The organism is Mesorhizobium sp. M0052 (assembly GCF_040323255.1).
Taxonomy (GTDB): Bacteria; Pseudomonadota; Alphaproteobacteria; order Rhizobiales; family Rhizobiaceae; genus Mesorhizobium.
In genome coordinates this window covers 247,303-273,230 of sequence record NZ_JAMYUS010000007.1, presented here as the reverse complement: position 1 = coordinate 273,230, position 25,928 = coordinate 247,303, and the positions used below count along the sequence as shown (strand labels likewise).

General features: G+C 63.2%; 26 protein-coding genes. 5 read left to right on the top strand and 21 right to left on the bottom strand.

The window, feature by feature from the left end:
• Nucleotides 1-151: 151 nt before the first annotated feature.
• The 6 genes from iolB to NKJ77_RS12245 all read right to left on the bottom strand — a co-directional run bounded on the left by iolB (nucleotide 152) and on the right by NKJ77_RS12245 (nucleotide 7,292).
• On the bottom strand, nucleotides 152-964 hold the full coding sequence (gene iolB, locus NKJ77_RS12270) for a 5-deoxy-glucuronate isomerase (RefSeq protein WP_352535269.1): 813 nt from the start codon (nucleotides 962-964) through the stop codon (nucleotides 152-154).
• Nucleotides 965-1,155: 191 nt separating this feature from the next.
• A complete protein-coding gene (locus tag NKJ77_RS12265; RefSeq protein WP_023728866.1) occupies nucleotides 1,156-1,404 on the bottom strand; it encodes a hypothetical protein in 249 nt (82 codons plus the stop codon).
• A 9-nt stretch (nucleotides 1,405-1,413) separates the two neighbouring features.
• A complete protein-coding gene (iolE, locus tag NKJ77_RS12260) occupies nucleotides 1,414-2,331 on the bottom strand; it encodes a myo-inosose-2 dehydratase (RefSeq protein WP_023728865.1) in 918 nt (305 codons plus the stop codon).
• 144 nt (nucleotides 2,332-2,475) lie between these two features.
• Nucleotides 2,476-4,326 carry a 3D-(3,5/4)-trihydroxycyclohexane-1,2-dione acylhydrolase (decyclizing) gene (gene iolD / locus NKJ77_RS12255; RefSeq protein ID WP_352535268.1) on the bottom strand — a complete coding sequence of 617 codons (1,851 nt, stop codon included), beginning with the start codon at nucleotides 4,324-4,326 and terminating at the stop codon, nucleotides 2,476-2,478.
• Between the two features lie 33 nt (nucleotides 4,327-4,359).
• The gene (locus tag NKJ77_RS12250; RefSeq protein WP_352535267.1) at nucleotides 4,360-6,294 is read right to left on the bottom strand and encodes a bifunctional 5-dehydro-2-deoxygluconokinase/5-dehydro-2-deoxyphosphogluconate aldolase; all 1,935 of its coding nucleotides are present in this window, start codon (nucleotides 6,292-6,294) and stop codon (nucleotides 4,360-4,362) included.
• Nucleotides 6,295-6,446: 152 nt separating this feature from the next.
• Nucleotides 6,447-7,292 carry a MurR/RpiR family transcriptional regulator gene (locus NKJ77_RS12245; RefSeq protein ID WP_023672343.1) on the bottom strand — a complete coding sequence of 282 codons (846 nt, stop codon included), beginning with the start codon at nucleotides 7,290-7,292 and terminating at the stop codon, nucleotides 6,447-6,449.
• 212 nt (nucleotides 7,293-7,504) lie between these two features.
• Between NKJ77_RS12245 and NKJ77_RS12240 the strand changes: the two genes are divergently transcribed.
• Nucleotides 7,505-8,614: a Gfo/Idh/MocA family protein gene (locus NKJ77_RS12240; RefSeq protein ID WP_023687403.1), complete on the top strand. Its 1,110-nt coding sequence runs from the start codon at nucleotides 7,505-7,507 to the stop codon at nucleotides 8,612-8,614.
• A gap of 11 nt (nucleotides 8,615-8,625) precedes the next feature.
• Here the strand turns inward: NKJ77_RS12240 and NKJ77_RS12235 are convergent, their stop codons facing one another.
• On the bottom strand, nucleotides 8,626-9,324 hold the full coding sequence (locus tag NKJ77_RS12235) for a helix-turn-helix transcriptional regulator (protein WP_352535266.1): 699 nt from the start codon (nucleotides 9,322-9,324) through the stop codon (nucleotides 8,626-8,628).
• Nucleotides 9,325-9,450: 126 nt separating this feature from the next.
• Between NKJ77_RS12235 and NKJ77_RS12230 the strand changes: the two genes are divergently transcribed.
• Nucleotides 9,451-10,080 carry a LysE family translocator gene (locus NKJ77_RS12230; protein ID WP_023832673.1) on the top strand — a complete coding sequence of 210 codons (630 nt, stop codon included), beginning with the start codon at nucleotides 9,451-9,453 and terminating at the stop codon, nucleotides 10,078-10,080.
• A gap of 115 nt (nucleotides 10,081-10,195) precedes the next feature.
• On the opposite strand, the gene NKJ77_RS12225 is transcribed toward NKJ77_RS12230, so the two are convergent.
• The 11 genes from NKJ77_RS12225 to NKJ77_RS12175 form a co-directional block, all read right to left on the bottom strand.
• Nucleotides 10,196-10,711 carry an SRPBCC domain-containing protein gene (locus NKJ77_RS12225; protein ID WP_023672339.1) on the bottom strand — a complete coding sequence of 172 codons (516 nt, stop codon included), beginning with the start codon at nucleotides 10,709-10,711 and terminating at the stop codon, nucleotides 10,196-10,198.
• On the bottom strand, nucleotides 10,689-11,048 hold the full coding sequence (locus tag NKJ77_RS12220) for an ArsR/SmtB family transcription factor (RefSeq protein ID WP_352535265.1): 360 nt from the start codon (nucleotides 11,046-11,048) through the stop codon (nucleotides 10,689-10,691). The genes NKJ77_RS12225 and NKJ77_RS12220 overlap by 23 nt, the downstream gene beginning before the upstream one ends.
• A gap of 73 nt (nucleotides 11,049-11,121) precedes the next feature.
• Entirely contained in the window at nucleotides 11,122-12,213 is a 1,092-nt protein-coding gene (locus NKJ77_RS12215) for a 3-deoxy-7-phosphoheptulonate synthase (RefSeq protein ID WP_023732717.1), read from the bottom strand.
• Between the two features lie 473 nt (nucleotides 12,214-12,686).
• Entirely contained in the window at nucleotides 12,687-13,109 is a 423-nt protein-coding gene (locus NKJ77_RS12210) for a type II toxin-antitoxin system VapC family toxin (RefSeq protein WP_352535264.1), read from the bottom strand.
• A complete protein-coding gene (locus NKJ77_RS12205; RefSeq protein WP_023741275.1) occupies nucleotides 13,106-13,369 on the bottom strand; it encodes a type II toxin-antitoxin system Phd/YefM family antitoxin in 264 nt (87 codons plus the stop codon). Before NKJ77_RS12205 ends, NKJ77_RS12210 begins: the two co-directional genes overlap by 4 nt.
• A 72-nt stretch (nucleotides 13,370-13,441) precedes the next feature.
• Nucleotides 13,442-14,236, bottom strand: coding sequence for an SDR family oxidoreductase (locus NKJ77_RS12200; RefSeq protein WP_023752322.1), 795 nt, complete (start codon nucleotides 14,234-14,236; stop codon nucleotides 13,442-13,444).
• Nucleotides 14,237-14,266: 30 nt separating this feature from the next.
• On the bottom strand, nucleotides 14,267-15,262 hold the full coding sequence (gene iolG, locus NKJ77_RS12195) for an inositol 2-dehydrogenase (protein WP_023832667.1): 996 nt from the start codon (nucleotides 15,260-15,262) through the stop codon (nucleotides 14,267-14,269).
• Nucleotides 15,263-15,373: 111 nt separating this feature from the next.
• Nucleotides 15,374-16,156: an ATP-binding cassette domain-containing protein gene (locus NKJ77_RS12190; protein WP_027049093.1), complete on the bottom strand. Its 783-nt coding sequence runs from the start codon at nucleotides 16,154-16,156 to the stop codon at nucleotides 15,374-15,376.
• A gap of 2 nt (nucleotides 16,157-16,158) precedes the next feature.
• Entirely contained in the window at nucleotides 16,159-17,235 is a 1,077-nt protein-coding gene (locus NKJ77_RS12185; RefSeq protein ID WP_023684064.1) for an ABC transporter permease, read from the bottom strand.
• A 160-nt stretch (nucleotides 17,236-17,395) separates the two neighbouring features.
• Entirely contained in the window at nucleotides 17,396-18,337 is a 942-nt protein-coding gene (locus tag NKJ77_RS12180; protein WP_023832666.1) for a sugar ABC transporter substrate-binding protein, read from the bottom strand.
• Between the two features lie 372 nt (nucleotides 18,338-18,709).
• Nucleotides 18,710-19,741, bottom strand: a complete 1,032-nt coding sequence (locus tag NKJ77_RS12175; protein ID WP_023684066.1) for a LacI family DNA-binding transcriptional regulator — start codon at nucleotides 19,739-19,741, stop codon at nucleotides 18,710-18,712.
• A gap of 174 nt (nucleotides 19,742-19,915) precedes the next feature.
• Here NKJ77_RS12175 and NKJ77_RS12170 point away from each other — a divergent pair, with 174 nt between their 5' ends.
• From NKJ77_RS12170 to NKJ77_RS12160, 3 genes are all read left to right on the top strand, one after another.
• Nucleotides 19,916-21,019 (top strand): fatty acid desaturase family protein, encoded by a 1,104-nt coding sequence (locus NKJ77_RS12170; RefSeq protein ID WP_031195833.1) that lies wholly within the window; start codon nucleotides 19,916-19,918, stop codon nucleotides 21,017-21,019.
• A gap of 85 nt (nucleotides 21,020-21,104) precedes the next feature.
• On the top strand, nucleotides 21,105-21,419 hold the full coding sequence (locus NKJ77_RS12165; protein ID WP_023672328.1) for a MocE family 2Fe-2S type ferredoxin: 315 nt from the start codon (nucleotides 21,105-21,107) through the stop codon (nucleotides 21,417-21,419).
• Between the two features lie 4 nt (nucleotides 21,420-21,423).
• Nucleotides 21,424-22,653, top strand: coding sequence for an NAD(P)/FAD-dependent oxidoreductase (locus tag NKJ77_RS12160; RefSeq protein WP_031195831.1), 1,230 nt, complete (start codon nucleotides 21,424-21,426; stop codon nucleotides 22,651-22,653).
• 121 nt (nucleotides 22,654-22,774) lie between these two features.
• Here the strand turns inward: NKJ77_RS12160 and NKJ77_RS12155 are convergent, their stop codons facing one another.
• The 3 genes from NKJ77_RS12155 to NKJ77_RS12145 form a co-directional block, all read right to left on the bottom strand.
• Entirely contained in the window at nucleotides 22,775-23,731 is a 957-nt protein-coding gene (locus NKJ77_RS12155) for a DUF1402 family protein (protein ID WP_023739746.1), read from the bottom strand.
• Between the two features lie 276 nt (nucleotides 23,732-24,007).
• Nucleotides 24,008-25,321, bottom strand: coding sequence for an ATP-dependent protease ATPase subunit HslU (gene hslU / locus NKJ77_RS12150; RefSeq protein WP_023672325.1), 1,314 nt, complete (start codon nucleotides 25,319-25,321; stop codon nucleotides 24,008-24,010).
• Between the two features lie 4 nt (nucleotides 25,322-25,325).
• On the bottom strand, nucleotides 25,326-25,925 hold the full coding sequence (locus tag NKJ77_RS12145; RefSeq protein ID WP_023695986.1) for a DUF2585 domain-containing protein: 600 nt from the start codon (nucleotides 25,923-25,925) through the stop codon (nucleotides 25,326-25,328).
• Between the last annotated feature and the right edge of the window lie 3 nt (nucleotides 25,926-25,928).

Sequence of the window (25,928 nt, the reverse complement as noted above, 5' to 3'; positions counted from 1 at the left end):
AAAAAATCCTCGTCAGCCCGCTGCCATAGGTGATTTCCATGACGGATTGACGAAGCTTATGCGGGTTTTCGAAGGCAAATCGACCCCATGGATCGTTAGCCGACGATTTTTTGCTGCTGGACCAACCGCTTCCGGCGCAAGCGAAGGCCGATCAGGCCTTCGTCAGCCACTCGTGCTCGGGCGCGTTGTGGAACTTCCACGTCCGCTTCGGCCCGGCCATGACGTTGAGGTAATAGAGGTCGTAGCCGTGGCAGGCGGCGCAGGGGTGATAGCCCTTGGGCACCAGCACAACATCGCCGTCCTCGATCGCCATGGCTTCGTCCAACTCGCGGGCGCCGGTCTTGTCGGCGTCGGTGTAGACGCGCTGGAAGGCAAAACCCTGCGGCGGGTTGAGGCGGTGGTAGTAGGTTTCCTCGAGATAGGATTCGGCAGGCAGATTGTCCTGGTCGTGCTTGTGCGGCGGGTAGCTCGATGTGTGGCCGCCGGGCGTGATGACCTCGACCACCAGCAGCGAGTCGGCCGGCTTACCCTCGGGCAATATGTTGGTGACGTAGCGCGTGTTGGTGCCTTTGCCCCGAGTCTCCTGGCCGAGGTCGTCGGGTGCGATGACGCGAACGGGCAAGCCGCCGCCCAGGCCCGGCGCCGAGCAAACCGCGAGCTCGAGATCGGTGTCGGCGGTGACCGACCAGTCCGAACCCTCCGGAATATAGACCGACCACGGCTTGCCCTCGAAGGGCGACATGCGCTCGCCGAGCAGGCCGAGTTCCTGGCCGCCCGCCTTTGCCGTGCCCTTGCCGGTGACGAACACCAGGCAGACTTCGCGATCCCGCGTCTTGCCGGATGCGGTCGCGCCCGGCTTCAGCCGGTGCAGGTCGAAGCCGACATAGGTCCATCCGGCGCTTTTGGGCGTGACATGGGCGACGCGGCCATGGCCCTTGTCGGCTTTGACGAGCAGTTTCGACATGTTTTGTCTCTCCTATCGCATGTCTTCGAGGTCGGCCTCTCAACTTCGTCATCCTAGGGCGAAGCAGGAGCGAAGCTCCGTCGCGAAGACCCTAGGATGACGAAGCGAGGGACGTTCCGGCCAATCATCGACGTAGGCGATACGCCAGGTGTCCAGTGTCCGACCCGCAAGCCTTCCGAGCCACGGCCGCTTCATTCCTTCGGTCCGGCGTCCGCCTTCGCTTCGCCGGTCTTCGGTCGATCAGGCGCAGCCTTGCTCTCCTCCACCGGCTTGTAAAGATAGAAGAACTGCCACACCGCGTAGGCGGCAAAGCCGAGCGCAATGATGCCCCAGAATGGGGTGCCGGAGGCGAATTCTATTCCGGCCCAGATCACGCAGACGGCGACGACGGCAACGCGCCGCCACAGCGGCCGGAAGAACGGGTGCTCGTAATCCTTCATCGGATCGCCTCAGGCATTGGGAAAACCCTGCGTTTCCACCGTGTAGCCGGCCGCCGTCATCACCCGCATCAATTCCTTGTGGCCGACCTGCGCCATCTTGAGCGGCGGGTTCTTCTTCGGGTCCTGCTCGGCCTCGACGACGAACCAGCCTTCATAGCCATGGTCGGCGAAGCGCTGCACGATGGCGCCGAAATCGAGCGAACCGTCGCCAGGCACCGTGAAGGCACCGAGCGCCACGGCGTCGAGAAAGGACTGCTTCGTGCGGTCGAGCCCGTCGATCACGCCCATGCGCACATCCTTCACATGGACATGGCTGATGCGCTTGTGGTGGTTGTCGATGGCGCGCAGCACGTCGCCACCGGCAAAGGCGAGATGCCCTGCATCGAGCAGCAACGGAATGCCTTCGCCGGAATGGCGCACGAAGGCATCGAGCTCCGGCTCGGTCTCGACCACCGCCGCCATGTGATGGTGATAGGACAGCGGCATGCCTTGCTCTGCGCACCATTCGCCGAACTCGGTGAGGCGCCTGGCATAGGCCCTCATCTCGTCGTTCGACAATTTCGGCTTGGTGGCGAGAGGCCTGGAGCGATCACCCTGGATCGAGCGGCCGACCTCGCCATAGACGATGCAAGGCGCATTCACCGCCTTGAACAGGTCGATCATCGGCTGGATGCGATCCTTGTTCTTGCCCATATCCTCATCGACCAGCGTGCCGGAGAACCAGCCGCCGCACAGCGTCACGTCGGCCTGCTTCAGGATCGGGAGCATGATTTCGGGGTCGTTTGGGAAACGCCGGCCCATTTCCATGCCGGTGAAGCCGGCAGAGCGCGACTGGCGCAGGCACTCTTCCAGCGAGACGTCGTCGCTGAGTTCGGCAAGATCATCGTTCCACCACGCAATGGGGGACATGCCCAGTTTGGCTTTCAAGTTTTAGCTCCGGTTTCTTGTTCACCCTCCCCCTTGTGGGGAGGGTCGCTGCGAAGCAGCGGGGTGGGGTGCGGCGCCAGCCCCCACCCGGACCTTCGGTCCGACCTCCCCACAAGGGGGAGGTAGGGGGCGGGTGCATGTACATCAATCACCGATTGTCTGCATCTGCCGCTTTTCGTCATAGGCCTTGCGGGCTGCGTTGACCTGCGGCCGTGCGGAGACTTCCGGCACCGCGACATCCCACCAATGGCCGCCGGCATCGGTGGAAATCAGCGGGTCGGTGTCGATGACCAGCACGGTGGTGCGGTCGTTGGTTTTCGACTTTTGCAGCGCGGTCTCCAGGCCGGTGATCGACGGCACCTTCTCGGCAATAGCGCCCATGCTCGCCGCATGCGCGGCGAAGTCGATGTCGGGCAGGATCTCGTGGCGCGCGTCCTTCAGGAGGTTGTTGAAGTTGGCGCCGCCGGTGGCCATCTGCAGCCGGTTGATGCAGCCATAACCCCTGTTGTCGAGCACCACGATGGTCAGCTTCAAGCCGAGCATCACCGACGTGGCGATTTCGGAATTCATCATGAGGTAGGAGCCGTCGCCGACCATGACGACGACCTCCTGGTCGGGCTTGGCCATCTTGGCGCCGAGCCCGCCGGCAATCTCGTAGCCCATGGTCGAGAAGCCATATTCGCCATGGTACGAGCCGGGCGCGCCTGCCTGCCAGAGCTTGTGCAACTCGCCCGGCAGGCCGCCCGACGCGTTCAGCAAGGTCACGCCGGATCCCAGCGCGCGCTGCACGGCGCCGATCACCTGCGCGTCCGACGGGAAGGCGGCGTTGGTCGACGCCGTCACCTTGGAGGCTTCGGCCTGCCAAGCCTTCTTGCCTTGGGTCGCATTGTCGGTCCATGTCGCCGGTGCTTTCCAGTTCCCCAGCGCAGCACCGAGTTCGGCGAGCCCTTCGGCCGCGTCGGCGACCAGCGGCAGCGCGCGGTGCTTGCCGGCGTCGAAAGGCTGCACGTTGAGGCCGATGATGGTCTTGCCGGAATTCTTGAACAGCGCCCACGAACCGGTGGTGAAATCCTGCAGGCGGGTGCCGATCGCCAGCACGACATCGGCTTCCTCGGCCAGCCGGTTGGCGGCCGACGTGCCGGTGACGCCGACCGCCGCCATGTTGAGCGGATGCGTGTCCGGCAGCGAGGATTTGCCGCCTTGCGTCTCGCAGACCGGAATGCCGGCGCTCTCGGCGAATTTCGCCAGTTCATCCGAAGCCTGCGAATACAGCACGCCGCCGCCGGCGATGATCAGCGGTTTTTTCGCACCCTTCAGTGCGGTGACCGCCGCCGCCAATTCATGGCGGTCCGGGCGCGGACGGCGCTGGTGCCAGACACGTTCGGCGAAAAAGCTCTCGGGATAGTCATAGGCCTCGGCCTGCACGTCCTGGCAGAGCGACAGCGTCACCGGGCCGCATTCCGCCGGATCGGTCAGCACCTGCATGGTCCGCGCCAATGCCGGGATGATCTGCTCGGGACGGGTGATGCGGTCGAAATAGCGCGACACCGGACGGAAGCAGTCATTGACCGTCGCGGTGCCGTCGGAAAAGTCCTCGGCCTGCTGCAGCACCGGATCGGGGATGCGGTTGGCGAAGACATCGCCCGGCAAAAACAGGACGGGCAACCTGTTTACGTGGGCGAGCGCCGCCGCCGTCACCATGTTGAGCGCACCGGGGCCGATCGAAGAGGTCGCGGCCATGAAGCGGCGGCGGAAATTGGCCTTGCCATAGGCGATCGCCGCATGCGCCATCGCCTGCTCATTGTGGGCGCGGAAGGTCGGCAATTCGTCGCGCAGCTGGTACATCGCCTCGCCGATGCCGGCGACATTGCCGTGACCGAAGATCGCCCAGACACCGCCGAAGATGGGCACTCGTCTGCCGTCGATCTCGGTCATCTGCTTGCTGAGAAAGCGGGTCAGCGCCTGCGCCATCGTCAGGCGGATTGTCTTGCTCATGGTGTTTTCCTCCGCAGTCCTCTTGCCGCGCCTTTATGCTGCTTTACGGCCACGCGCGGCAAGCCACGCTTCGGTCAACTGTTCGAAGCGCGCGGCCATGTCGGCGATAGCCTCGTCATCCGTCATCTTGCCCGCCAGCCATTGTTCGGCGGCGTGGACGAAGATGGTGCGGCCGACAGCAAAACCCTTGACGATCGGCGCCTTGGCGGTGGCGGCAAAGGCCGCTTCCAGTTCGTCCTGCGGCGCTTCGAGACCCAGCAGCACGACGCCACGACACCAGGGATCGTGCTTCAAGATCACCGCTTCGATCTTGGCCCAGGCGCCGGCCGACGCCTGCGGTTCGAGCTTCCACCAGTCCGGCTTGATGCCAAGCGCATAGAGTTCTTCCAGGGCGCGCGGGATGGTCGTTTCGTCGAGCTTGCCGTGCTTGCCGGCGATGATCTCGACCAGAAGCTCCCGGCCGACCTTCCGCGCGGCTTCGAACAGCGAGCGCAGCTTCTGCTGCTGCTCTTCCTTGAGCGCTGCCGGATCGTCGGGGTGATAGAAGCACAGGCATTTGATGCAGTGGTCGACCGGCCATTCCACCAGTTGCGAGCCGATGTCCTGCGAGAACTCGAAGCGCAGCGGCCGCGAGCCCGGCAGTTCGACGGGACGGCCGAGCCAGGCAAAGGGGTGGCGGGCGAATTCGAACATCGCTTCGCGGCCATGCTTCTCATCGATCAGCATGCCATAGCCGTCGCGGCCGGCGGCGACTTTTACCGCGGCCTTGACCGCCAGCACCTTGAAGTCGCGGATGCGCGCCGGGTCGGCGCCGGTCCTGGCGGCGACGTCCTCGAGCTGCACACGGTGGTCGCAGGCGAGCGCCATCATGGAGGGGATGTCGCGGCGGCGGGTCGTCGCCCAATGGATGTGGCTGATCGCCTCGTCCTTGCGCAAAGCGAGGTGCTTGCTGCCGTTCCTGAGGAAGAACTGCAGCTCCTCGAAGGTCGGATATTCCGGCGCGCAGAGCAGCCGCGACACGGCGAAGGCGCCGCAGGCATTGGCCCAGGTCGCCGCCGTTGCCAGGTTTTCGCCACCGAGCCAGCCGCGCAGAAAACCGGACATGAAGGCATCACCCGCGCCGAGCACATTGTAGATCTCGATCGGAAAGCCCTTGCCGACGATACCGTCTTCCAGATCGTCGCTGACCGGCCCGTCATAGACGATGCAGCCCATGGCGCCGCGCTTCAGTACGATGGTTGCCTTGGACAGCGCGCGGATCGTCTTCAGCGCGCTCAGGCAATCGTCGGCGCCCGAGGCGATCATGATCTCTTCCTCGGTGCCGACGATGAGGTCGCAATCGGGCAGCACCGTCTTCAGCTGGGCTGAGACGCGGTCGGATTTGACATAGCGCTCAAAACCTTCGGCATGGCCGGCGAGGCCCCAGAGGTTGGGGCGGTAGTCGATGTCGAACACCACCTTGCCGCCCCTGGCCTTGATGATGCGGATCGCCTTGCGCTGGGCGGCGTCGCTGTTGGGCCGGGAAAAATGCGTGCCGGTGACGACGATGGAACGGGCCGAGGCGATGAAGGCTTCATCGATGTCTTCTTCGGCGAGCGCCATGTCGGCGCAGTCGCTGCGATAAAAGATCATTGGCGAGACGCCTTCGCTCTCGACCGAAAGCAGCACCAGGGCCGTCAGCCGTTCCTGGTCGGTCTTGAGCCCATCGACATTGACGCCTTCGCGCCTGAGCTGCTCGCGGATGAAGCGGCCCATCTGCTCGTCGCCGACGCGGGTGAGCAGCGCCGAGCGCAGGCCTAGTCTCGCCGTGCCAACCGAGATGTTGGCCGGGCAGCCGCCGACCGATTTGGCGAAGGAGGTGATGTCCTCCAGCCGCGAGCCGATCTGCTGGCCGTAAAGGTCGACGGAAGCGCGACCGATGGTGATGACATCGAGCGTCGCCTGTTTGGCGTCCATGGCTTCGCTCATTGGAACCTCCCGTCGGTCTTGTTGTCTTGAGCAACGTAGTTGGGGGACACGCGCGAGCGGCAGCGTGGCGCCGGGAATATGAAATAATAATTCCAATCCATAGTCAATATGGAATGAGCATTCCTCCGCGAATTCGAGCGCCGGGCGCCGGCCTAGGCTTTGCGCTTCTTGCCCGTGCTGCGCCGCTTCTCGCCGACGCCGACGGTGAGCGCCATGGCCAGCGCCATGGTGGCCGACAGCGAGCGGAAGCCGGCGAAATCGGCCTCGGCGACTTCGAACCAAACCTTGGCGAACTGCGCTAGTGGCGAAAACGAACTGTCGGTGATGGCGACGATCGGCACGCCCTGTTCGGAAATGGTGCGGGCCTCCTCGATGGTGGCCGGCGCATAGGGCGAGAAACTGATGGCGATGACGGCGTCCGCCGGCGTGGCGAAGGCGACCATCTCGGCATTGAGGCCGGCGGCGGATTCGATCAGCTGGTTGCGGATCTTCAGTTTGCCCAGCGCATAGGCGATGTAGCTCGCCACCGGATAGGAGCGGCGCTTGGCCAGGACATAGATGGTCTCGGCCTTGGCCAGCAGCGCAATTGCGTCTTCCAGATGGGCCTCGTCCAGCGAGCGTGAGATGTCGTTGAGCGAAGTGCTGGCGGCGGCGACGAAGCCGTCGAAGATGGCGCGGTGTCCAGCACCCGCATCGGCCTTGGCGCGCAGCGCCTGAAGGCGTTCGTCATAAGAGGAATTGCGCTCGCGCAGCCGCTCGCGAAACACCTGCTGCAAGCTGGTGAAGCCGTCGAAGCCTAGTTGCTGGGCAAAGCGGATCAGGGTGGACGGCTGCACGCCCGCCGAAGCAGCGATGCTGGCGGCGGTGCCGAAGGCGATGTCATCGGGATTGTCGAGCGCATAGGCGGCGATCTGGGCGATGCGCTTGGGCAAGGTTTCACGGCGATCGAGGATCGTGGCGCGCAGCGTCTCGAAGTCGCGAGGTACCCGTTCGTCCATCGTCGCCCCGTCCAAGCTCATCTAGAACATGATGCCGAAAAGTGTGCAGCGGTTTTCGGACACATCATGCTCTCTTTAACTCAAGTGACGTCCTCTCTGCCCCATCATAGCGAGCCTGCGCAAGAAGGCCATAAAAAATGAGGCAGACATTCCATTCGGAGAAGAAATGGACTAATTCATCCATCGATCGCTTCAGGTATTGGGAGAAAGAAATGGTCGGCGTTGGTCTTATCGGCACGGGTTTCATGGGCAAATGCCACGCCATTGCGTGGAGCGCCGTCGGCGCCGTCTTTCCCGATGTCGCCAAGCCGAAGCTGGTCCATCTCGGCGAGGTCAACGAGGAGCTGGCCAAGCGCAAGGCCGGTGAGTTCGGCTTCGCCAAGGCGTCGGGCGACTGGCGTGCCGTCGTCAACGACCCCGAGGTCGATATCGTCTCGCTGACCACGCCCAATCAGTTCCATCCGGAGATGGCCATCGCTATTCTTGAAGCCGGCAAGCATCTGTGGTGCGAGAAGCCGATGGCGCCGAGCTTTGCCGAAGCAGCGGCGATGGCGGCCGCGGCGAAGAAGTCCGGCAAGGTCGCAGCGCTTGGCTACAACTACATACAGAGCCCGGCCATCCGCCACATCGGCGCGCTGCTCGAGGAAAAGATCATCGGCGAGGTCAACCATCTGCGCATCGAGATGGACGAGGACTTCATGGCCGACCCCGAAGCGCTGTTCTTCTGGAAGCATGAGGCCGCATCCGGCTATGGCGCGCTCGACGATTTCGCCGTGCATCCGCTGTCGCTGGTCTCGACGCTGTTCGGCCGCGTCGCAAAAGTCATCTGCGACATGGCCAAACCCTATGTCGACCGCAAGCTGGCCAGCGGCGGCCGCCGTGCGGTGGAGACCTACGACATCGCCAGCGTTTTGATGCATCTGGAAAACGGCATTGCCGGCACGCTGCTGGTCAACCGCTCGGCCTGGGGCCGCAAGGGCCGCATCGCCATACAGATTTTCGGCTCCAAGGGATCGATCCTGTTCGACCAGGAGCGGATGAACGAAATCCAGCTCTACGTCACCGCCGATCGCCCGACCGAACAGGGCTACCGCACCATATTGGTGGCGCCGCACCACAAGCCTTACGACGCCTTCCTCCCGGCGCCGGGCCATGGGCTCGGTTTCAACGACCTCAAGATCATCGAGTGCCACGAATTGCTGACGCGGCTTGCCGGCAAGCCGGCACGGGTCATCGAATTTGCCGAAGGGCTGGAGATCGAGCGCACCGTGCACGCGATGGCGAGGTCGTTCGAGGAAGAGCGCTGGGTGGATGTGCGGTAAACCCGCTCGCTTCAGCGGCCAGCGACAGCGTTCGCCTTCCAGCCACTGACCCAGACCTGGCGCAGGCGATCGCCTTCGCCTTTGAAGCGCAGCCCGGTCGCCCGGCAATCGGCGATGCGGTCGCTGCGGAAATTGCGGATCGCCTGGCGCAGTTCACACCAGGCGACGATGTTGGCGGTTTCTGAATAATAGATCAGCGCGATTGGACGGATCAGCCGCTCGGAGGCGCGGCCGATTTCGTCGCGATAGGACAGGTCGAGCTTTTCCTCGTCACGGATGGCGCGGCGCACAAGCGCCAGATCGATGGTGCCGATTGCCGGTGCAGCGAACCCCCAGACATGCAGTGCGTTGGCGTCGAACGCCTGGCGTAGTGGCGGCGGCACGGCGCCGGCGATCTTGGCGCTGACGCGCTTGGCCGCCTGCTTGAGTTCGCTGTCTCCCGTGCGCTCCAGCAGGGCGAGCGACAGGACGATCGCCTCCATCTCCTCGATTGAGAACATCAGCGGTGGCAGGTCGAAGCCGGGCCGCAATATATAGCCGATGCCACGCCCGCCTTCGATCGGCACGCGCATCGCCTGCAGTGCGGCGATGTCGCGATAGATCGAACGCATCGTGACTTCCAGCTGCCCGGCGATCATGGCCGCCGTCACCGGCTGCCGCGCCAGCCGCAGGATCTGGATAATCTCGAACAGCCGCGACGCCTTGCGCATTTCCTCTCCCTGATGAACGCTACTGACACATCCCCGTCAGTTGGGATGATTTATTGGACTGCCTATCGGGTTGAAAATCAACAAATTCCTCCACGGCACCCCAGCAGGAAGCGACAGGCAACTGACATGAGCTACGCGGAAAATCTCTGGCTGTTCTTTATCCTGCTGTCCGGCATCATCATCGTACCCGGGATGGACATGCTGTTCGTGCTTGCCAATGCGCTCACCGGCGGCCGCGACCGGGGCCTCGCCGCCACCGGTGGCATCATGGTCGGCGGCATCGTGCACACGCTGAACGGCGCCATCGGCGTCGGCCTGCTGATGCATTTCGTACCGATCCTGTACAAGCCGATAGCCGGCGCCGCCTACATGGCCTTCATCGGCATCTCGCTGATGCGCAGTTCCATCACCGTCGGCCACGACGGGCCCGCCGGCAGCCGTACGGCCTGGAAGGCCTTTCGCCAGGGACTGGTGACCTGCCTGATCAACCCGAAGGCCTATCTCTTCATATTTGCCGTCTATCCGCAGTTCCTGAAGCCGGATTACGGCCCGATCTGGATGCAGGCGACGGTCATGGGCTTGCTGACGATGCTGACGCAGGCCGCCATCTATGGCGGGCTCGCCATCACCGCCGGCCGCAGCCGCAATCTGCTGGTGGCCAATCCGCGGGCGACCGCTTTTGCGGGCCGGGCGGCCGGACTGCTGCTGTTTGCGGTCTCGGTGTTTACGGCATGGGAAGGGTTGAGGGCAGCGTGATCCCGATCAAGCGATGACGCCGCGTTTCTTCGCCTCGGTGCGGCGCTTGCGGATCACTGTCCCGGTCTTTTCGTCGTCGAGGGCGGCAGCTACCCCGTCCGCGAGACCGATGACGTCATGACCGCCTCACGCCCTCGCCCAAGACGACGAGAAGCTCGTCCAATTGCTCGAACGTCTCGCCCATCGCATCCGCCGCCCCGGTACCGGCCGCGTCGAGAGCCTCCTTCGAGGGATAGAGTTCGTGCATGACCAGCAGCGTCTTGCCACCCTTTTCCTCGAAGGTCAGCGTGGTGACGGGTCCACCGTCACCACCTTCCTCATTGGTCCAGACGAGGCGTGAGTGGGGTGTCACTTCGATATACCTGCCGAAGAATTCGTGAAGGTCCGAGGCGTCGTGGCCGAACACCAGGCGGTACGTGCCTCCGGTACGAGCATCCATCTCGCATGAACGCAGGAACATGCCCATCGACTTCGGCACCCACCACTGCTTGAACAGCTCGGGCTTGGTCCACGCCTCGAACACGATGCGCGCCGGACCGTTGACTGTTCGCGTGACGACCAGCTCCCGTTCGGACTTCCGTTCGACCGTGGTGCGGCTGTTCGTGGGCTCACTCTCGGTTCTTTGGCGCATCGGCTTTCTCCTTCCGTTTCAATTCCTCGACAACCTTGTCCAACTCGTTGAAGCGTGCGTCCCAGAGCAGGCGGTGCCGCTCGATCCAGGCCGCCTCTTCCGCCAGTCCGCGCAGGCCGAGCTTGCAGGTCCGCACGCGGCCAACCTTCTGCGTGGTGACGAGCCCCGCCTGCTCCAGGACGCCGACGTGCTTCTTCATGCCCGTGAGGGTCATGTGGAACTTTCCGGCAAGCTCGGTGATCGAAGCGTCTGCGCGTCCGAGCTGCTCCAGAACGCCACGCCGGGTGGCGTCCGAGAGCGCGGCGAACGAGGCATCCAAGTCGGCATACTGAACCATATGGTTCAGTATCTAGCAGACCGGTTGCCGGTGTGCAAGGGGAGCCGCAGCGCCCTTCCCGCATCGCCTCGTATCAGGCGGCGCCCGGCCGGTTCTCCATCATGGCGCGGCGGGCTGAGCGGCGCCATTCTACGGCGCCGGCGAGGCCGTGCAGCACCGTCTCTGTGGTCGCCCAGTCGATGCAGCCATCTGTGATGCTCTGGCCATAGACGAGCGGCTTGCCGGGCACGACATCCTGACGGCCGGCAACGAGATTGCTCTCGATCATGAGGCCGATGATGCGTTCGTCGCCCGCCGCGACCTGACCGGCGACATCCGCCGCCACCTTGGGCTGGTTCTCCGGCTTCTTGGCCGAGTTGGCGTGGCTGACGTCGATCATCAGCCGGGGTGCAACGCCGATGCGGGCGAGTTCGGCCGAGGCTGCCTCGACGCTCGCCGCATCGTAATTCGGCTGAACGCCGCCGCGCAGGATGACGTGGCAGTCCTCATTGCCGGTAGTAGTCGCAATGCCGCTGCGTCCGCCCTTGGTCACCGCCATGAAATGATGCGGCTGGGCGGCGGATTTCACCGCCTCGGCGGCGATCCTGAGATTGCCGTCGGTGCCGTTCTTGAAGCCGACCGGGCAGGACAGGCCGGAAGCCAGTTCGCGGTGGATCTGGCTCTCGGTGGTGCGCGCGCCGATGGCGCCCCAGGCGACGAGGTCGGCAATGTATTGCGGCGTCGTCATGTCGAGAAATTCGGTGGCCGAGGGCAGGCCGAGATTGTTGACCGCCGACAGCACGTTGCGCGCCATCCGCAGCCCCTTGTCGATGTTGAAGCTGCCGTCGAGATCGGGATCGTTGATAAGGCCCTTCCAGCCGACAGTCGTGCGCGGCTTTTCGAAATAGACCCGCATGACGATCTCCAACCGGTCGGACAGGGTCTCGCGCAGCGCCACTAGCCGGCTGGCATAGTCAACGGCCGCGACCGGGTCGTGGATCGAACACGGGCCGACGATGACAAGCAGCCGGTCGTCGGTGCCGTTCAAGATGGCATGGGTGGCGTTGCGTGATGCGCTCACGGTGCGCGTTGCCGTCAGCGTGCGCGGGATCTCCCGCATCACCTCGTCCGGCGTACTCAATTCTCGGATTTCCTTGACCCGAAGATCGTCTGTGGTGGTCAACACGGCTTTCTGCTCCTGTTTTTAGGAGACCTGCCGGCTGATACAAAAAAGCCGCCAGGTCTGGCGGCTGTTCGGACTTGTTGCTGCAATCTTCAGATCGAGCGCAATCCTCCCGCCGCCAGCGAGCTGCTAAAGTACCAATAGGTGGCGGTCAGGTTGATCATCAGGCGTCATATAGTCGATGCCGAGGCGCTTGTCACGTGGGGTATGCGGAGACAATTCGGGATGGGCCGAATCCTCGCGATTTCGTCATCCCTGGGCGGAGCAGGAGCGAAGCTCCGTCGCGGAGACCCTAGAATCATTCCGTGACATCGGTCGTGGAGTGCAGCGGTAGCGAATTCTGGACCATAGCAACGCTCTGGAGTCGCGGCATGGATCCTCGGGTCTGTGCTGCGTCGCTACGCTCCTTGCTCCGCCGGTGGATGACGAAGTGCCGGCGGTTTCGCCAATCGCCAACACGTATAACGCGGAGCGGCTCATGCGGTCCAGGGATCGAAGAGTTCAAGCCCTAAGCCTTCGAAATCTTTCGTATTGCGCGTTGCTAAGGTGAGCTCGTGCGCAATCGCAGTGGCTGCGATCAGGCCGTCCATCGACGATAGACCACGACCGCGGCGCTTGCCAAGACCCATCAGGTCGCCCCAGGCCAAGGCAACCGCATCGTTCACCGGCAAAACCCGCTGTTCGAAGCGCTGGGGCAGGTCCCGGGCGAGCCATTCGGCCAGCGCCTCGCGTTTGCGGCCCTCATCCATCAGAGAGACGCCGCGCCGGATCTCGGCGATCGACACTACGCTGATGAAGGAGCGGTCCTCATCAAGCTCGTCCAGCCAGCCCAGGACACGTGCGTCAGGCGCTGGCCTCGTCACCTCGGACAGGACATTCGTGTCGAGCAGCAGTCTCACAGCGGCAGGTCACGCGGTTCGTCGCGCTGACGTTCAAGCTCGAGATCGGCGCCGCGCAGCGGCGAGTCCAGCAGGAACTCGGCAAGCGTACCCTTGCGTGCGATCTTGCGCTGCCATTCCTCGGCCGAGACGACAACCACGCTTGGTTTGCCGTTCTTGGTGATCGTCTGCGGCGAGGACTGTGCGCGCTCGATGACCTCGGAGAGCCGGGCTTTTGCCCCGGCAACCGTCCAGTTGGTGTCTTTGGATGACGTTAGCATCGCATCCCTCGTGACTAGCCTGACTATCATGACTATGTGGGAATGGCGATGTTGCTACAACAGGGCTTGAAGCTACTCCGGCGAGGTCCCCGCGACGTTCTGGTCATAGTCGACCAGCGAGCCGGTCATGACGCCGGATTGCGGGCTGGCCATGTAGCTGATCAGCCGCGCCAGTTGGTCGGGCTTGACCAGTTGGCCCATCGGCTGGCCGGCCTCTGCCTTTGCCAGCCAGTCGTCGGAGGCGCCGTGCCATTTCTTCTGCACGATGTCCTCGCCCTCGGTGTCCATCCAGCCCGGCAGCACGGCGTTGCAGCGGACGCGGTTGAAACGATAGGCGTTGGCGACGTTCTTGGTCAGCGTCGCCAGCGCACCCTTGCTCGAGGAATAGGGCGCCAGGAAGGACTGGCCGCAATGCGCCGACATAGACAGCACGTTGACGATCGAGCCCGGCGCCTTCTTGTCCAGGAGATGGGCCACCACGCCCTGCATCAGGAAGAACGGGCCGCGCACGTTGGTCTGGAAAATCTGGTCGAAGGTCTCCTCGGAGGTTTCGACCAGCGACCCGCGCGCGGAGGTGGCTGCGGCGTTGACCAGCGCGTTGATGGTGCCGAAATGCGAGACGGCGGTGGCGACGGCGCGCTTGCAGTCGGCCACTTTCGAGACGTCGGCGCTGATGAAGATCGCGTCGACGCCGGCCTTGTTGAAGTGGGCGACCGCCTTGTCGCCCTTCTCCTGCGAACGGCCGATGAGCGCCAGCGCCTTGCAGCCCTCGTCGGCCAGCGCTTCGGCGACGGCAAAGCCGATGCCTTGCGCGCCGCCGGTGACGATGGCGCGCGTGTTCGAATTGCGATCGGCTGATGTGCTCATCGCTCTGCTCCTGTGCCTTGGTTCCGGTTCTTACTTGTCGAGGCGGACGGTCTTGCCCGATGTCGCCGACTTCAGCGCCGCATCGGCCAGTTTTAGCGCAACGAGGCCGTCGGCGCCGCTCGGCGATGCCTTTTTGCCCGACGTCGCGGCAGCGATGAAGGCGGCGATCTCGAGGGCGTAGGCGTCGAGATAGCGGGTCATGAAGAAATCGTGCAGCGGCGGGCGGGTATAGCCCTTCTCATTGGCGACCTCTATCGACACCGGCCGCTGGTTCTCGGCGGCGACCATGCCCTTGGAGCCATGCACCTCGATGCGCTGGTCGTAGCCATAGGTGGCGCGGCGCGAATTGGAGATGACGGCCTGCTTGCCGGACGCGGTTTCGAGGATGACGCTGACCGAATCGAAATCGCCGGCCTCACCGATCTTCTTGTCGACCAGAACCGAGGCATGGGCGCTGACCGCGACCACCTCTTCGCCGAGCAGGAAGCGCGCCATGTCGAAATCGTGGATGGTCATGTCGCGAAAAATGCCGCCCGAGCGCTTGATGTAGTCGACCGGCGGCGCGCCCGGGTCGCGCGAGGTGATGGTGACCATCTCGACCTTGCCGATGGCGCCGTCGTCGATCGCCTTGCGTACGGCGGCGAAGTGCGGATCGAAGCGGCGGTTGAAACCGACCATCAGCGTCGCCTTGGCCTTGTCGACCACGGCCAGGCATTTCTCGACGCGCTTGACGTCGAGGTCGATCGGCTTCTCGCAGAAGATCGCCTTGCCGGCCTTGGCGAAACGCTCAATCAGATCGGCATGGGTGTCGGTCGGCGTGCAGATGACCACGGCGTCGATGTCGTTGGCCTTCTCGATCGCGTCGATGGTGCGCTCTTCGGCGCCATAGGCGGTTGCCAACTCGGTCGCCGCCTTTTCAAAAGCGTCAGCAACGGCCACCAGTCTGGCCTGCGGGTTGGAGCCGACGGCGCGGGCATGGACCTTGCCGATGCGGCCGGCACCGAGGAGGGCGAAACGAACAGTCATGGGGTTTTCCTCTAGGGGGATGGGTTCGAGAGAGTTGTGTCTCCACCTTCCTTTTGAGAAAGGTGGCAAGATAATTTTCGAGCACGCCAGAAAACAGGATGACCATCCTGTTCAGGCCGCGAGTTCCGCCTCCCCGGTCTTGGCGCCGGTGATGTAGGAGACGATGTCGTTGCCGTCGGTGTTTTCCTTGCGCAGGTTGGCGACGATGCGGCCGCGCCGGAAGACGACGATACGGTCGCACAGGTCGAACACCTGGCGCATGTTGTGGCTGATCAGGATCAGCGGTTCGCCATTGTCCTTCAGCGTGCGGATGATGTTTTCGACCTGCGCGGTCTCCTGCACGCCAAGGGCTGCCGTCGGCTCGTCCATGATGATCAGCTTGGAGGCGAAGGTCGCCGTCCTGGCGATGGCAACGCACTGGCGCTGGCCGCCCGACATGTGGCGGATGGTGTTGGAGAGGTTGGGGATTTTCACTGCCGTGCGGATCAGCGCCGCCTCGGTCGCCTTGCGCATGTATTTGCGGTCGAGGATCGAGAACGGCCCGAGATTGAACAGCACCTTTTCGCGGCCGAGGAACAGGTTCGACGGCACGTCGAGATCGTCGGCCAGCGCCAGATTCTGGAACACGGTCTCGATGCCCGCCGTGCGCGCTTCGATCGGCCCGGCGAAATTCACTTCCCTGCCGTCGAACCAGATCTGGCCGCTGGTGCGCTGCTCGACGGCGGTGATCTGGCGCACGAAGGTGGATTTGCCGGCGCCATTGTCGCCCATGATGGCGACATGCTCGCCCTTGCGCAGCTCGAAATTCGCGCCTTCCAGCGCATGGACGCCGCCATAGCGTTTGGTCAGGTTTTCGGTCTTCAGGACGATGTCTGTCGTGGAGATATCTGGCATGGTCAAGCCCTCAATGCCCGCATGCGCTGGCGCCATTGGTCGAGAACGACCGCGCCGACGATGATCACGCCCTTGACCATCTCCTGATAGTAGGCGTCGAGGCGCAGGAAGGTGAAGCCGGAAATGATGACGCCGAAGATCAGCGAGCCGATCACGGTGCCGACGATCGAGCCGCGGCCGCCCGACAAAGAGACGCCGCCGATGACCGCCATGGCGATGGCGTCGAGCTCGTACATGACGCCCATGCCGGACTGCGCCGTCAGGTTCTTGGAGGAGAGCACGACGGCGGCCAGCGCGGCGAGGATGCCGGCAATGACATAGACGAGGATCTTGTGGTTGGCGATCTTGATACCGGACATGCGCGCGGCATCCTCGTTGGAGCCGATGGCGTAGCAATGCTTGCCGTAGCGTGTGTAGGTCATGATCAGCTGGAACAGCACCGCCAGCGACAGGAAGATGATGACCGGCATCAGCCCCTTGCCGATACCAGCGAAACTTTCGGTCGGAAACGAGATCGGCTGACCCTTGGACCACCATTTGGCGATGCCGCGCGCGGTCACCATCATGCCGAGCGTCGCGATAAACGGCGGAATGCGCGTGTATGCAATCAAGGAGCCGTTGACGAGACCGGCGAGCAGACCGCAGCCGATGGCGACCAGTACCGGCACGATCACCGGCAGGTCGGTCCAGCCTTGCGCCAGGAACATCGCCTTGGGGTTAGGGTTACCGTTGACCGTCGCCACCTGGGCAAAACTCATGGCGATCATGGCGGTGGCGCCGACGATCGAGCCCGAGGACAAGTCGATGCCGCCGCAAATGATCACCTGCGTGACGCCGATGGCGATGATGCCGACGATCGACACCTGCAGGATGATGATCTGCAGGCGGGCCTCATTGAAGATCCCGGCGACGTTGTCGCGCGTGTTGAACAGGAAGCTGTCGCCAAGAAAGATGCGGCCGATCAGTTCGAAGATGACGACCAGAATGACCAGCGCCAGGAAGACGTTGAATTCGGCCGGCCATGTCCGCCTCTTCGCGTCATAGCTGACCCCGCCGACGCCATGAGATGTCTGTGACATGCCTTGTCCTCCGTGAGGCCGCATTTGCCCTTCCGCCCCTCAGGGCGGTGGGGAAACGGGAGCGGCGCGGTTGCGCCGCTCTCTTGTTTGTTTGTCGCAATTCCGGACGGAAAACCGCTTCACATTTTTTCCTGGAATTGCTTACGCGTGAGTTGCCGGCTCAGTTCTTCTTCAGGAACTTGTCGATGTTGGCCGGCGTAACCAGCTGGAAGGGCACGTAGACCTTGTGCTCGACCTTCTCGCCCTTGGCGAGCTTCAGTGCCGCGTCGAGCGCGCCGGCGCCCTGGCCGGCCGCATCCTGGAACACGGTGGCATCGAGGTCGCCGGCCTGCATGGCGGCAAGCGCGTCCTGCGTGGCGTCGACCCCACCGACGACAACCGTCTTCATGTCGATGTTGGCGGCCTTCATCGCCTGGATGGCGCCGATGGCGCTTTCGTCATTGTTGGCGATGACGCCGTCGAACGGCTTGCCGGTCGACAGCCAGTTGGTCATCAGGTTCTGCGCTTCGTCGCGGTTCCAGTTCGAAGTCTGCTTGTCGATGATCTTGATGAAGCTGCACTCCGGCGTGGCGATCACCTCTTCGATGTCCTTGGTGCGCTGCACGGCGGCCTGGTTGGAAAGCTCGCCCATGATGACATAGACATTGGCTTCCTTCTTGCCGGCCTCGGTGAACAGGCGGCAGACTTCCTTGGTCTCGAGCGTGCCGGAATCGGCCTCGTTCGACGCGACGAAGGCCTGGTTGTCCGGCAGCGTGTCGACATTGACCGGCTGGCGGTTGACATAGACCAACGGGATCTTGGCGGCTGCGGCGGCGTCCGACATCGCCTGCGTGGCCGAGGTGTCGACCGGGTTGACGATGATGGCGTCGACGCCCGAGGCGGCGAAGTTCTTGATCTGGTCGAGCTGCTTGGCGACGTCGTTCTGCGCGTCCTCGACCTGCAGTTCCACGCCGCTCATGGCCTTGGCCTGCTCGATCATGCCGTTGCGCAGCACGGTGAGGAAGTTGTCGTCGAACTTGGCCATCGACACGCCGACCTTGGCGGCAAAAGCGGACGAACTCATCAGCGCCGCAAAGGCGACGCCCAAAATCAGTTTCTTCATTGTGTTTCTCCTCCACATTGGTGTCCGGCTGCACCGATCTACCCGGAATCCCCGATAGCCCGAGGAATCTCTCCCTGATGCCTTCCTGTTCCGTATGGCGTTTTGTCCAAGGGATGGAACGCCAGGCTCCCAGTTTGAAACAGATGTTCCGGAACGAAAGAACCAAAATACCAATCTGATGAAATATTTATTCCATTTTTTCGCGAGACGTCAAGAGCGATTCCTAAGTCGGAAAGCGGATTTTCGGTCGCCGCGCCGCAATTTCACGTCGAATCGAGGCCGACAGCGGCCCAGGCCGAGTCTGAAGGCAGAATCTGATAGATTCTATCATCGCCGGAGAGCCCGCGCCGAACGGGTCGGCGCGGCAACGCGTTAGATATTTTCCGGCAGATAGATGTCGAAGGGCAGAAAGGTCTGGCCCGGCGCGTTGGCGGCGCCGGCCTCGATGGAATGCGCCATCAGGTCGACAAGCTCGCGGCACAAGGCGGCGAGCGGCGTCGAGATCACCATTGTCAGGATGTTGTCGGCGAGTGCCGCGCGCGATTCGGCGTTGATCTCGTTGCAGACGACCACCGGCATGTTTGCGGGCTTCGCTGCGCGCAGCGCCGACACCGCGCCTTCCATGCCGCCGCCGGCGACATAGCAGCCGGCAAGATCCGGATACCGCACCAGGAGATCGATCATCGCATCGTGGGTGACCTGGTTGGCTTCCAGATTGACCAGCGTTTCCATCACCGTGAAGTCCGGCGCATGTTCGCGGAAGAAGGAGCGGAATCCGATCTCGCGCAGTTCATGGCCGTGGAAGCGATGACTGCCGACGAAAAGGGCGACCTTGCCGGGGTTCTTTGCCGCCCTGGCGATCATCCAGGCCGCGGTGCGACCGACCTTGCGATTGTCGAGGCCGACATATCCCTCACGGATGCCAGCGGCAAAGTCGGACAGCAGCGAGAAGACAGGTTGCCCCCTCGCTTTCAGCGACTCCACGACCGCCGTCAGCGTCGGATGGTCCGGACCGACAACGGCGATTGCTCTGGATTTCGCTGCCAGCTTGCGCATCTGGGCGGCGATCTCGTCGGCGGCTAGCGAGCTGGCGAAATCGATGGTGGCGACGCCGCGGAAGCGCTGCGATTGCGAGACCGCCATTTCTAGCTCCCTCGCGAAATCGCCGTAAAAAACATCATTGCCCCGCAGCAGCAGAAAGCCGAGGCGGTATTCCGGCAATTCCTGGCGCATGCGCCGCTTGATCAGCCCGGCGGCGTGGTAGCCGATGCCGGTCGCCGCCTCATAGACGCGGCGCGCGGTTTCCTCGCGCACCGGCAGCCGGTTGTTCAGCACCCTGTCGACAGTGGCGACGCTAACGCCGGAGATGCGCGCCAGATCGGTGATGGTTGGCCGTTTTGCCATGACTGTCCCGCATGAGTGCCTGCAACTGCTTACATCGTTCTGATGGAAAATGATAGAAACTATCTTTGTGATATTGAGACTATCACCGCATGGCGCTATTTTGCGCTCGGACACAAGCGCCTGTAATGGACATATCCGTCCTGACGGATGCTGTGGCCGACGGAGGCAGCCCCTATGGAAGCGACACTATCCACACCACCGTTTCGGCGCGACTACAGCCTGATGGGCCGCGATTCCAAGCTCGCCGTCGAGACCGGGCTGGCGGCGGCCGAGTGGTATCACACCGATATTCCTCGCAAGCAGATGAAGGAGCTGATGCAGCGCTCCGACGGGCCGGCGATCCGCGACACCGCGATCTGGCTGGCCGCGCTGATCCTGAGTGCCGCCGGCGGCGCCTGGTTCTGGGGCAGCTGGTGGTGCGTGCCGTTCTTCTTCGTCTATGGCGTGCTCTACGGCTCCTCCACCGACTCACGCTGGCACGAATGCGGCCACGGCACCGCCTTCCGCACCCAGTGGATGAACGACGCGGTTTACCAGATCGCCTGCTTCATGATCATGCGCAATCCGGTGACCTGGCGCTGGAGCCACACCCGCCACCACACCGACACCATCATCGTCGGCCGCGACCCGGAAATCTCCGTCATGCGGCCGCCGGATCTGTTCCGGGTCGCGCTTGGCTTTATCGGCGTGCTGGATGCCTGGCATGCGATGTCGGACATGCTGCGCAATGCCGCCGGCAATATCAGCGCGGCGGAAAAGACTTTTATCCCCGAACAGGAGCAGCCTAAGGCCATTCGCATCGCCCGCATCTGGACGGCGATCTATGCCGTGACGATCGCGCTGGCGCTTTATTTCGGTTCATGGCTGCCGCTGATGCTGGTCGGGCTGCCCCGGCTCTACGGCGCCTGGCATCATGTCATGGTCGGCCTGCTGCAGCATGGCGGGCTGGCGGAAAATGTCATCGACCACCGGCTGAACAGCCGCACCGTCTACATGAACCCGGTCAGCCGCTTCATCTACTGGAACATGAACTATCACGTCGAACACCACATGTTCCCGATGGTGCCCTATCATGCGCTGCCTAAACTGCATGCGCTGATCAAGCACGATCTGCCGGCGCCGACGCCGTCGATCCTGGCCGGCTACCGCGAGATGATCCCGGCCTTTTTGCGCCAGCTGCGCAACGAGGACTATTTCCTCAAGCGCGAACTGCCGCCAACGGCGCGGCCCTATCGCGAGGAACTCCACAACGACGCCGTCGCCGCCGCGGCGGAATGATCGCGCGATTAAGCTTTTGTTTTGTCGCAACTCCGAACGGAAAACCGCAACGCACTTTTCCTGGAATTGCTTTTGGGAGGAACACATGAGCGACTGGATCGAGGCCTGCGCCGCCGGCGACATCGACGAAGAAGATGTGATGCGCTTCGACCATGGCGGCCGCACCTTCGCCATCTATCGCAGCCCTGACGACGATTATTTCGCCACGGATGGCCTATGCACGCACGAAAAGGTGCATCTGGCCGACGGGCTGGTGATGGACGACATCATCGAGTGCCCCAAGCACAATGGCCGCTTCAATTACAAGACGGGGGCGGCACGGGGCGCGCCGGTTTGCGTCAATCTCGCCACCTATCCGGTAAAGGTCGAGGCCGGCAAAGTGCTGATCCAGATCGGATAGGACCATGCAGGCGGGAATGGTCATCATTGGCGCCGGCGAGTGCGGCGGGCGGGCAGCGCTGACACTGCGCGAGCTGGGCTATGACGGGCCGGTGACGCTGGTGGGTGACGAACCCCATCTGCCCTATGAGCGGCCGCCCCTGTCCAAGGACGCAATGACGAGCGACGCGGCCGAGATCAAGACGATCGCCAGCGACGAAATTCTGGCCGAGAAATCGATCCGGCATATCCATTCCGTTCAAGCGGTGGCGATCGACCGCCCGGCGCATATGGTGCGGCTGTCGGACGGTTCGGCCCTGCCCTACGACAAGCTGTTGCTGGCGACCGGCTCGACACCGCGCAAGCTGCCGATGCCGGGATTGGGGTCGCGCTGCGTCTACCTCCGCACCTTTGCCGACGCGCTGGCCATTCGTGCCCACCTCAGCCCGGCAAACCGCATCGCCATCATTGGTGGTGGCTTTATCGGCCTGGAGCTCGCCGCTTCGGCGCGCAAGCTCGGGGCCAGCGTCACGGTCATTGAGGCGCAGCCGCGCATCCTCATGCGCGGGGTGCCGGCGGAGATCGCTGAAATCATCCATCAGGCGCATGAGGCCGAAGGCGTGACCGTGCTCACCGGTCAGGGCATCGCTGATATCGCCGACGACGGCGCTGAGGTGCACATCATGCTCGCCGATGGGCAGGACATCGTCGCCGATCTCGCCGTCATCGGCATCGGCGCCGTGCCGGTGACCGGGCTTGCCGCGGAAGCGGGCCTGACCGTCGATAACGGCATCGCCGTCAATGGCGAACTCCAAACAATCGATCCCGACATCTTTGCCGCCGGCGACTGCTGCTCGTTTCCGCTCGCTGTCTATGCTGGCCGGCGGGTGCGGCTGGAAGCCTGGCGCAATGCGCAGGAACAGGGTGCGCTGGCCGCGAAGAACATGCTGGGTGCCCGCGAAGCGCATGCCGCGGTGCCATGGTTCTGGTCGGATCAGTATGGTTTGTCGCTGCAGATCGCCGGCCTTTCGGACGAGGGCCACACCGCGGTGCGTCGCGATCTCGGCGACGGCGCTTTTATTCTGTTTCACCTGGCCGAGGACGGCAGGCTGGTGGCGGCGAGCGGCATCGGTACGGGCAATGCCGTGGCGCGCGACATCAGGCTGGCCGAGATGCTGATCGCGAAACGGGCACAGCCGGCGCCGGAGGCGTTGGGGTCGCCGGATGTGAAGCTGAAGTCGTTGCTGGCAGCGTAAGTTTTACCCTTCCCCTTGTGGGGAGGGTCGCTGCGAAGCAGCGGGGCGGGGGTGCGGCACCGACCCCCACCCGGACCTTTGGTCCGACCTCCCCACAAGGGGGAGGTAAAGGGCCCCAGCCCTAAAACAGCGCCTTCAGCTCGTCCAGCTTGTCGTTGACCAGCCAGCCGTAATAATTCTCCTCGGGCAGTTTGACCGTCTCACCCGCGGCGCGGCGCTTGTCGTTCTCTGCTTTCAGCGCATAGGCGCGCTGCTCGGGATTGCCGACATTGTAGAGCGTGGCGGTCAGCCCCGGATTGCCTGAGATGTCGAAGCCGGCAATGTTTTTGTAGGCGTCGATCGACTTCCTGATCGTCGCTGCGACGTAGGGCAATGTCAGGTCCGGATCCATGATCGTCTTGTAGACCCCATTGGGATCGCCGACATCGAGCTCGGGCAGCCCCGACACCTTGTGCACGAGATCGCTCATCTGCAGCGCGGTCAGCGGGTTGAGCTGGCCGAGGCCAAAGGTCTGGCCGGCATAATAGGGCTGGAAGAAGGTGGCGCCGAAGCGGTCGTTGGGAAAGCTGGTGCCGCCGACGGTCTTGCCGCGGAAGGAGCGGTTCCACACCTGCTCGCGGCATTCCCACAGGTCGTAGCTGTCCGACATTGTGCACTTCTTGAATTCCGGCCGCTGCACGAAATCGGTGATGTCCTCACCGTCATAGGCGAAGGACAGCTTGCTGGAGAGGTAGGAGATCGCCTTGACGTAGTAGGTCTGCAGCCGGTCGTAGGCATCGACATTGTAGGTGTGCTCGCCGACGATGGCGCCGACGATGTGCAAGGGGTTGATGCCGTAAGCGGCAGCCGCCTTCCTGATCTTGGCGCGCAATTCGGCGTCGTTCTGCAACAGAGCGTAGACCTTGCGGTATTTGGCCTGGAAGGTGGTGTTGGTGGCCTGGGTGCGGCGGCTGGAGGCGCCCGGTATGTCAGGCTGCACGACATTGCGGTTGCCCGCCGGCACCAATGTCGCGGCGTCAGCCGCGAACAGCGTCGCCGCCAGCGTCAAGCCGAGAATGAGCAGGATCAGTTTTTTCATGCGCCGCCGCCTAGAGAATTGCCGCGCAAACTAGGTAAAGCTCCCGGTCGAGTCGAGAGCGCCCTTGCAGCCGGCAAGACGAAAGGTGGCCGCATGATACCATCCGGCCACACACGATGATGTTTGCCGGAAATTGGTGCCTAAGCATCGGCCCAAAAATCGAAACCGATTTTTGGAAAGTCCGATGCGTCGATTCAATACTGTTAGAGCGACCTTTGCGCGTCCAAAGGACGCGCGGCGCTCTAATACCGGCGCCGGATGAACCGGCGCCCTCGTTTAAAGGATGAATCGCGACAAATCTGTGTTTCGCGAGAGGTCGCCGACATGCTTTTCCACATAGGCGGCATCGATGGCGACGCTGGTGCCGTTGCGGTCGGGCGCGTCGTAGGAGATCTCGTCCAGCACGCGCTCCATCACCGTCTGCAGGCGTCTCGCTCCGATGTTTTCGACGCTAGCGTTGAGGTCGACAGCGATGCCGGCCAGCGAATCGATGGCATCGTCGGTGAAGGTGAGGTCGACGCCTTCGGTCTTCATCAGCGCGATATACTGCTTGATGAGGCTGGCCTCGGTCTCGGTGAGGATGCGAATGAAATCGTCCTTCTCCAGCGCCCGCAACTCGACACGGATCGGCAGGCGGCCCTGCAATTCCGGCAACAGGTCGGAGGGCTTGGAGACATGGAAGGCGCCCGAGGCGATGAACAGTATGTGGTCGGTCTTCAACGGTCCGTATTTGGTCGCCACCGTCGTGCCTTCGATCAGCGGCAGCAGGTCGCGCTGCACGCCTTCGCGCGAGACGCCGGCGCCCATGCCGCCTTCGCGCGAGGCGATCTTGTCGATCTCGTCGAGGAAGACGATGCCGTCATTTTCGGTCGCGTCGAGCGCCCGGCGCACCACCTCGTCCTGGTCGAGCAGCTTGTCGGACTCGTCGTTGACCAGCAGCGCGTAGGACTCCTTGACCGTCGTCTTGCGCGCCTTGGTCTTCTTGCCACCCATCGCCTTCGACAGCATGTCGTTGATGTTGAGCACGCCGATATTAGCGCCCGGCATGCCGGGGATCTCGAAGCCGGGCATGCCGCCGGTACCGGTGTCGGCAACCTCGATCTCGATCTCCTTGTCGTCGAGCTCGCCGTCGCGCAGCTTCTTGCGGAAGGAATCGCGGGTCGCCGGGCTCGCCGTCTTGCCGACCAGGGCTTCCAGCACGCGCTCCTCGGCATTGAGGTGCGCGCGCGCCTTCACGTCCTCGCGCATCTTCTCGCGCACCAGGCCGATGGCGATCTCGACCAGATCGCGGATGATCTGCTCGACATCGCGGCCGACATAGCCGACTTCGGTGAACTTGGTGGCCTCGACCTTGACGAAAGGCGCACCGGCGAGTCGCGCCAGGCGGCGCGAGATCTCGGTCTTGCCGACGCCGGTCGGGCCGATCATCAGGATGTTCTTCGGCATCACCTCTTCGCGCATCTGGCCTTCCAACTGCTGGCGGCGCCAGCGGTTGCGCAAGGCAATGGCCACGGCGCGCTTGGCGTCCTTCTGGCCGATGATGAAGCGGTCGAGTTCCGAAACGATTTCACGGGGAGAGAAGGTGGTCATATCACTAGATTCCACTTTGCCACTGCTTGATGGACTCGAACGGATGCAGCAGCATGATCACGTTGAGCGTCAGATTGTCCCGGATGAGGTAGCCGACACCCAGTTCGAAGATGAGGGCGAGGCCGACGATGCTCCATATAGGTAGCTTTCTGGCCATCACAAACCCCAGCACCATGGCCAGCGTGTCGGACACCGAATTGATGATGCTATCGCCATAGTAATCCAGCGAAATGGTGCCGGCGCGGTAGCGCTCGATGATGAACGGGCTGTTTTCCAGGAGTTCCCAGCCGCCCTCGATGACGACGGCGAAAGCCAGGCGCAGACCGATTGGCGAGCGCGGGAACAGGAACCAGGCCAAGGCGTAGAACAGGAAGCCGTGGATGATGTGCGAGAAGGTGTACCAGTCGGAAATATGCTGGGAATTCTCCGAACTGTTCACCACACCGTGCCAGAGTTTGACGTAACCGCAGGTGCAGATCGGCGTGCGGCCCATGCCATAAAGCGCACCGGCCTGGAAGATGAGCAGAGCGAGCACGAGCAGAAGCCCCATCCGCCAGCTGTCTTCGTAGGCCGAGTAATTTTTGGCAGTGCCCGGTGTCGCCATCAA

Excerpts from the sequence above, each read along its gene's own strand:
- iolB (WP_352535269.1), bottom strand. The coding sequence starts at position 964 with ATGTCGAAACTGCTCGTCAAAGCCGACAAGGGCCATGGCCGCGTCGCC.
- NKJ77_RS12265 (WP_023728866.1), bottom strand. The coding sequence starts at position 1,404 with ATGAAGGATTACGAGCACCCGTTCTTCCGGCCGCTGTGGCGGCGCGTT.
- iolD (WP_352535268.1), bottom strand. The coding sequence starts at position 4,326 with ATGAGCAAGACAATCCGCCTGACGATGGCGCAGGCGCTGACCCGCTTT.
- NKJ77_RS12250 (WP_352535267.1), bottom strand. The coding sequence starts at position 6,294 with ATGAGCGAAGCCATGGACGCCAAACAGGCGACGCTCGATGTCATCACC.
- NKJ77_RS12245 (WP_023672343.1), bottom strand. The coding sequence starts at position 7,292 with ATGGACGAACGGGTACCTCGCGACTTCGAGACGCTGCGCGCCACGATC.
- NKJ77_RS12240 (WP_023687403.1), top strand. The coding sequence starts at position 7,505 with ATGGTCGGCGTTGGTCTTATCGGCACGGGTTTCATGGGCAAATGCCAC.
- NKJ77_RS12235 (WP_352535266.1), bottom strand. The coding sequence starts at position 9,324 with ATGCGCAAGGCGTCGCGGCTGTTCGAGATTATCCAGATCCTGCGGCTG.
- NKJ77_RS12230 (WP_023832673.1), top strand. The coding sequence starts at position 9,451 with ATGAGCTACGCGGAAAATCTCTGGCTGTTCTTTATCCTGCTGTCCGGC.
- NKJ77_RS12225 (WP_023672339.1), bottom strand. The coding sequence starts at position 10,711 with ATGCGCCAAAGAACCGAGAGTGAGCCCACGAACAGCCGCACCACGGTC.
- NKJ77_RS12220 (WP_352535265.1), bottom strand. The coding sequence starts at position 11,048 with ATGGTTCAGTATGCCGACTTGGATGCCTCGTTCGCCGCGCTCTCGGAC.
- NKJ77_RS12205 (WP_023741275.1), bottom strand. The coding sequence starts at position 13,369 with ATGCTAACGTCATCCAAAGACACCAACTGGACGGTTGCCGGGGCAAAA.
- NKJ77_RS12200 (WP_023752322.1), bottom strand. The coding sequence starts at position 14,236 with ATGAGCACATCAGCCGATCGCAATTCGAACACGCGCGCCATCGTCACC.
- iolG (WP_023832667.1), bottom strand. The coding sequence starts at position 15,262 with ATGACTGTTCGTTTCGCCCTCCTCGGTGCCGGCCGCATCGGCAAGGTC.
- NKJ77_RS12190 (WP_027049093.1), bottom strand. The coding sequence starts at position 16,156 with ATGCCAGATATCTCCACGACAGACATCGTCCTGAAGACCGAAAACCTG.
- NKJ77_RS12185 (WP_023684064.1), bottom strand. The coding sequence starts at position 17,235 with ATGTCACAGACATCTCATGGCGTCGGCGGGGTCAGCTATGACGCGAAG.
- NKJ77_RS12180 (WP_023832666.1), bottom strand. The coding sequence starts at position 18,337 with ATGAAGAAACTGATTTTGGGCGTCGCCTTTGCGGCGCTGATGAGTTCG.
- NKJ77_RS12175 (WP_023684066.1), bottom strand. The coding sequence starts at position 19,741 with ATGGCAAAACGGCCAACCATCACCGATCTGGCGCGCATCTCCGGCGTT.
- NKJ77_RS12170 (WP_031195833.1), top strand. The coding sequence starts at position 19,916 with ATGGAAGCGACACTATCCACACCACCGTTTCGGCGCGACTACAGCCTG.
- NKJ77_RS12165 (WP_023672328.1), top strand. The coding sequence starts at position 21,105 with ATGAGCGACTGGATCGAGGCCTGCGCCGCCGGCGACATCGACGAAGAA.
- NKJ77_RS12160 (WP_031195831.1), top strand. The coding sequence starts at position 21,424 with ATGCAGGCGGGAATGGTCATCATTGGCGCCGGCGAGTGCGGCGGGCGG.
- NKJ77_RS12155 (WP_023739746.1), bottom strand. The coding sequence starts at position 23,731 with ATGAAAAAACTGATCCTGCTCATTCTCGGCTTGACGCTGGCGGCGACG.
- hslU (WP_023672325.1), bottom strand. The coding sequence starts at position 25,321 with ATGACCACCTTCTCTCCCCGTGAAATCGTTTCGGAACTCGACCGCTTC.
- NKJ77_RS12145 (WP_023695986.1), bottom strand. The coding sequence starts at position 25,925 with ATGGCGACACCGGGCACTGCCAAAAATTACTCGGCCTACGAAGACAGC.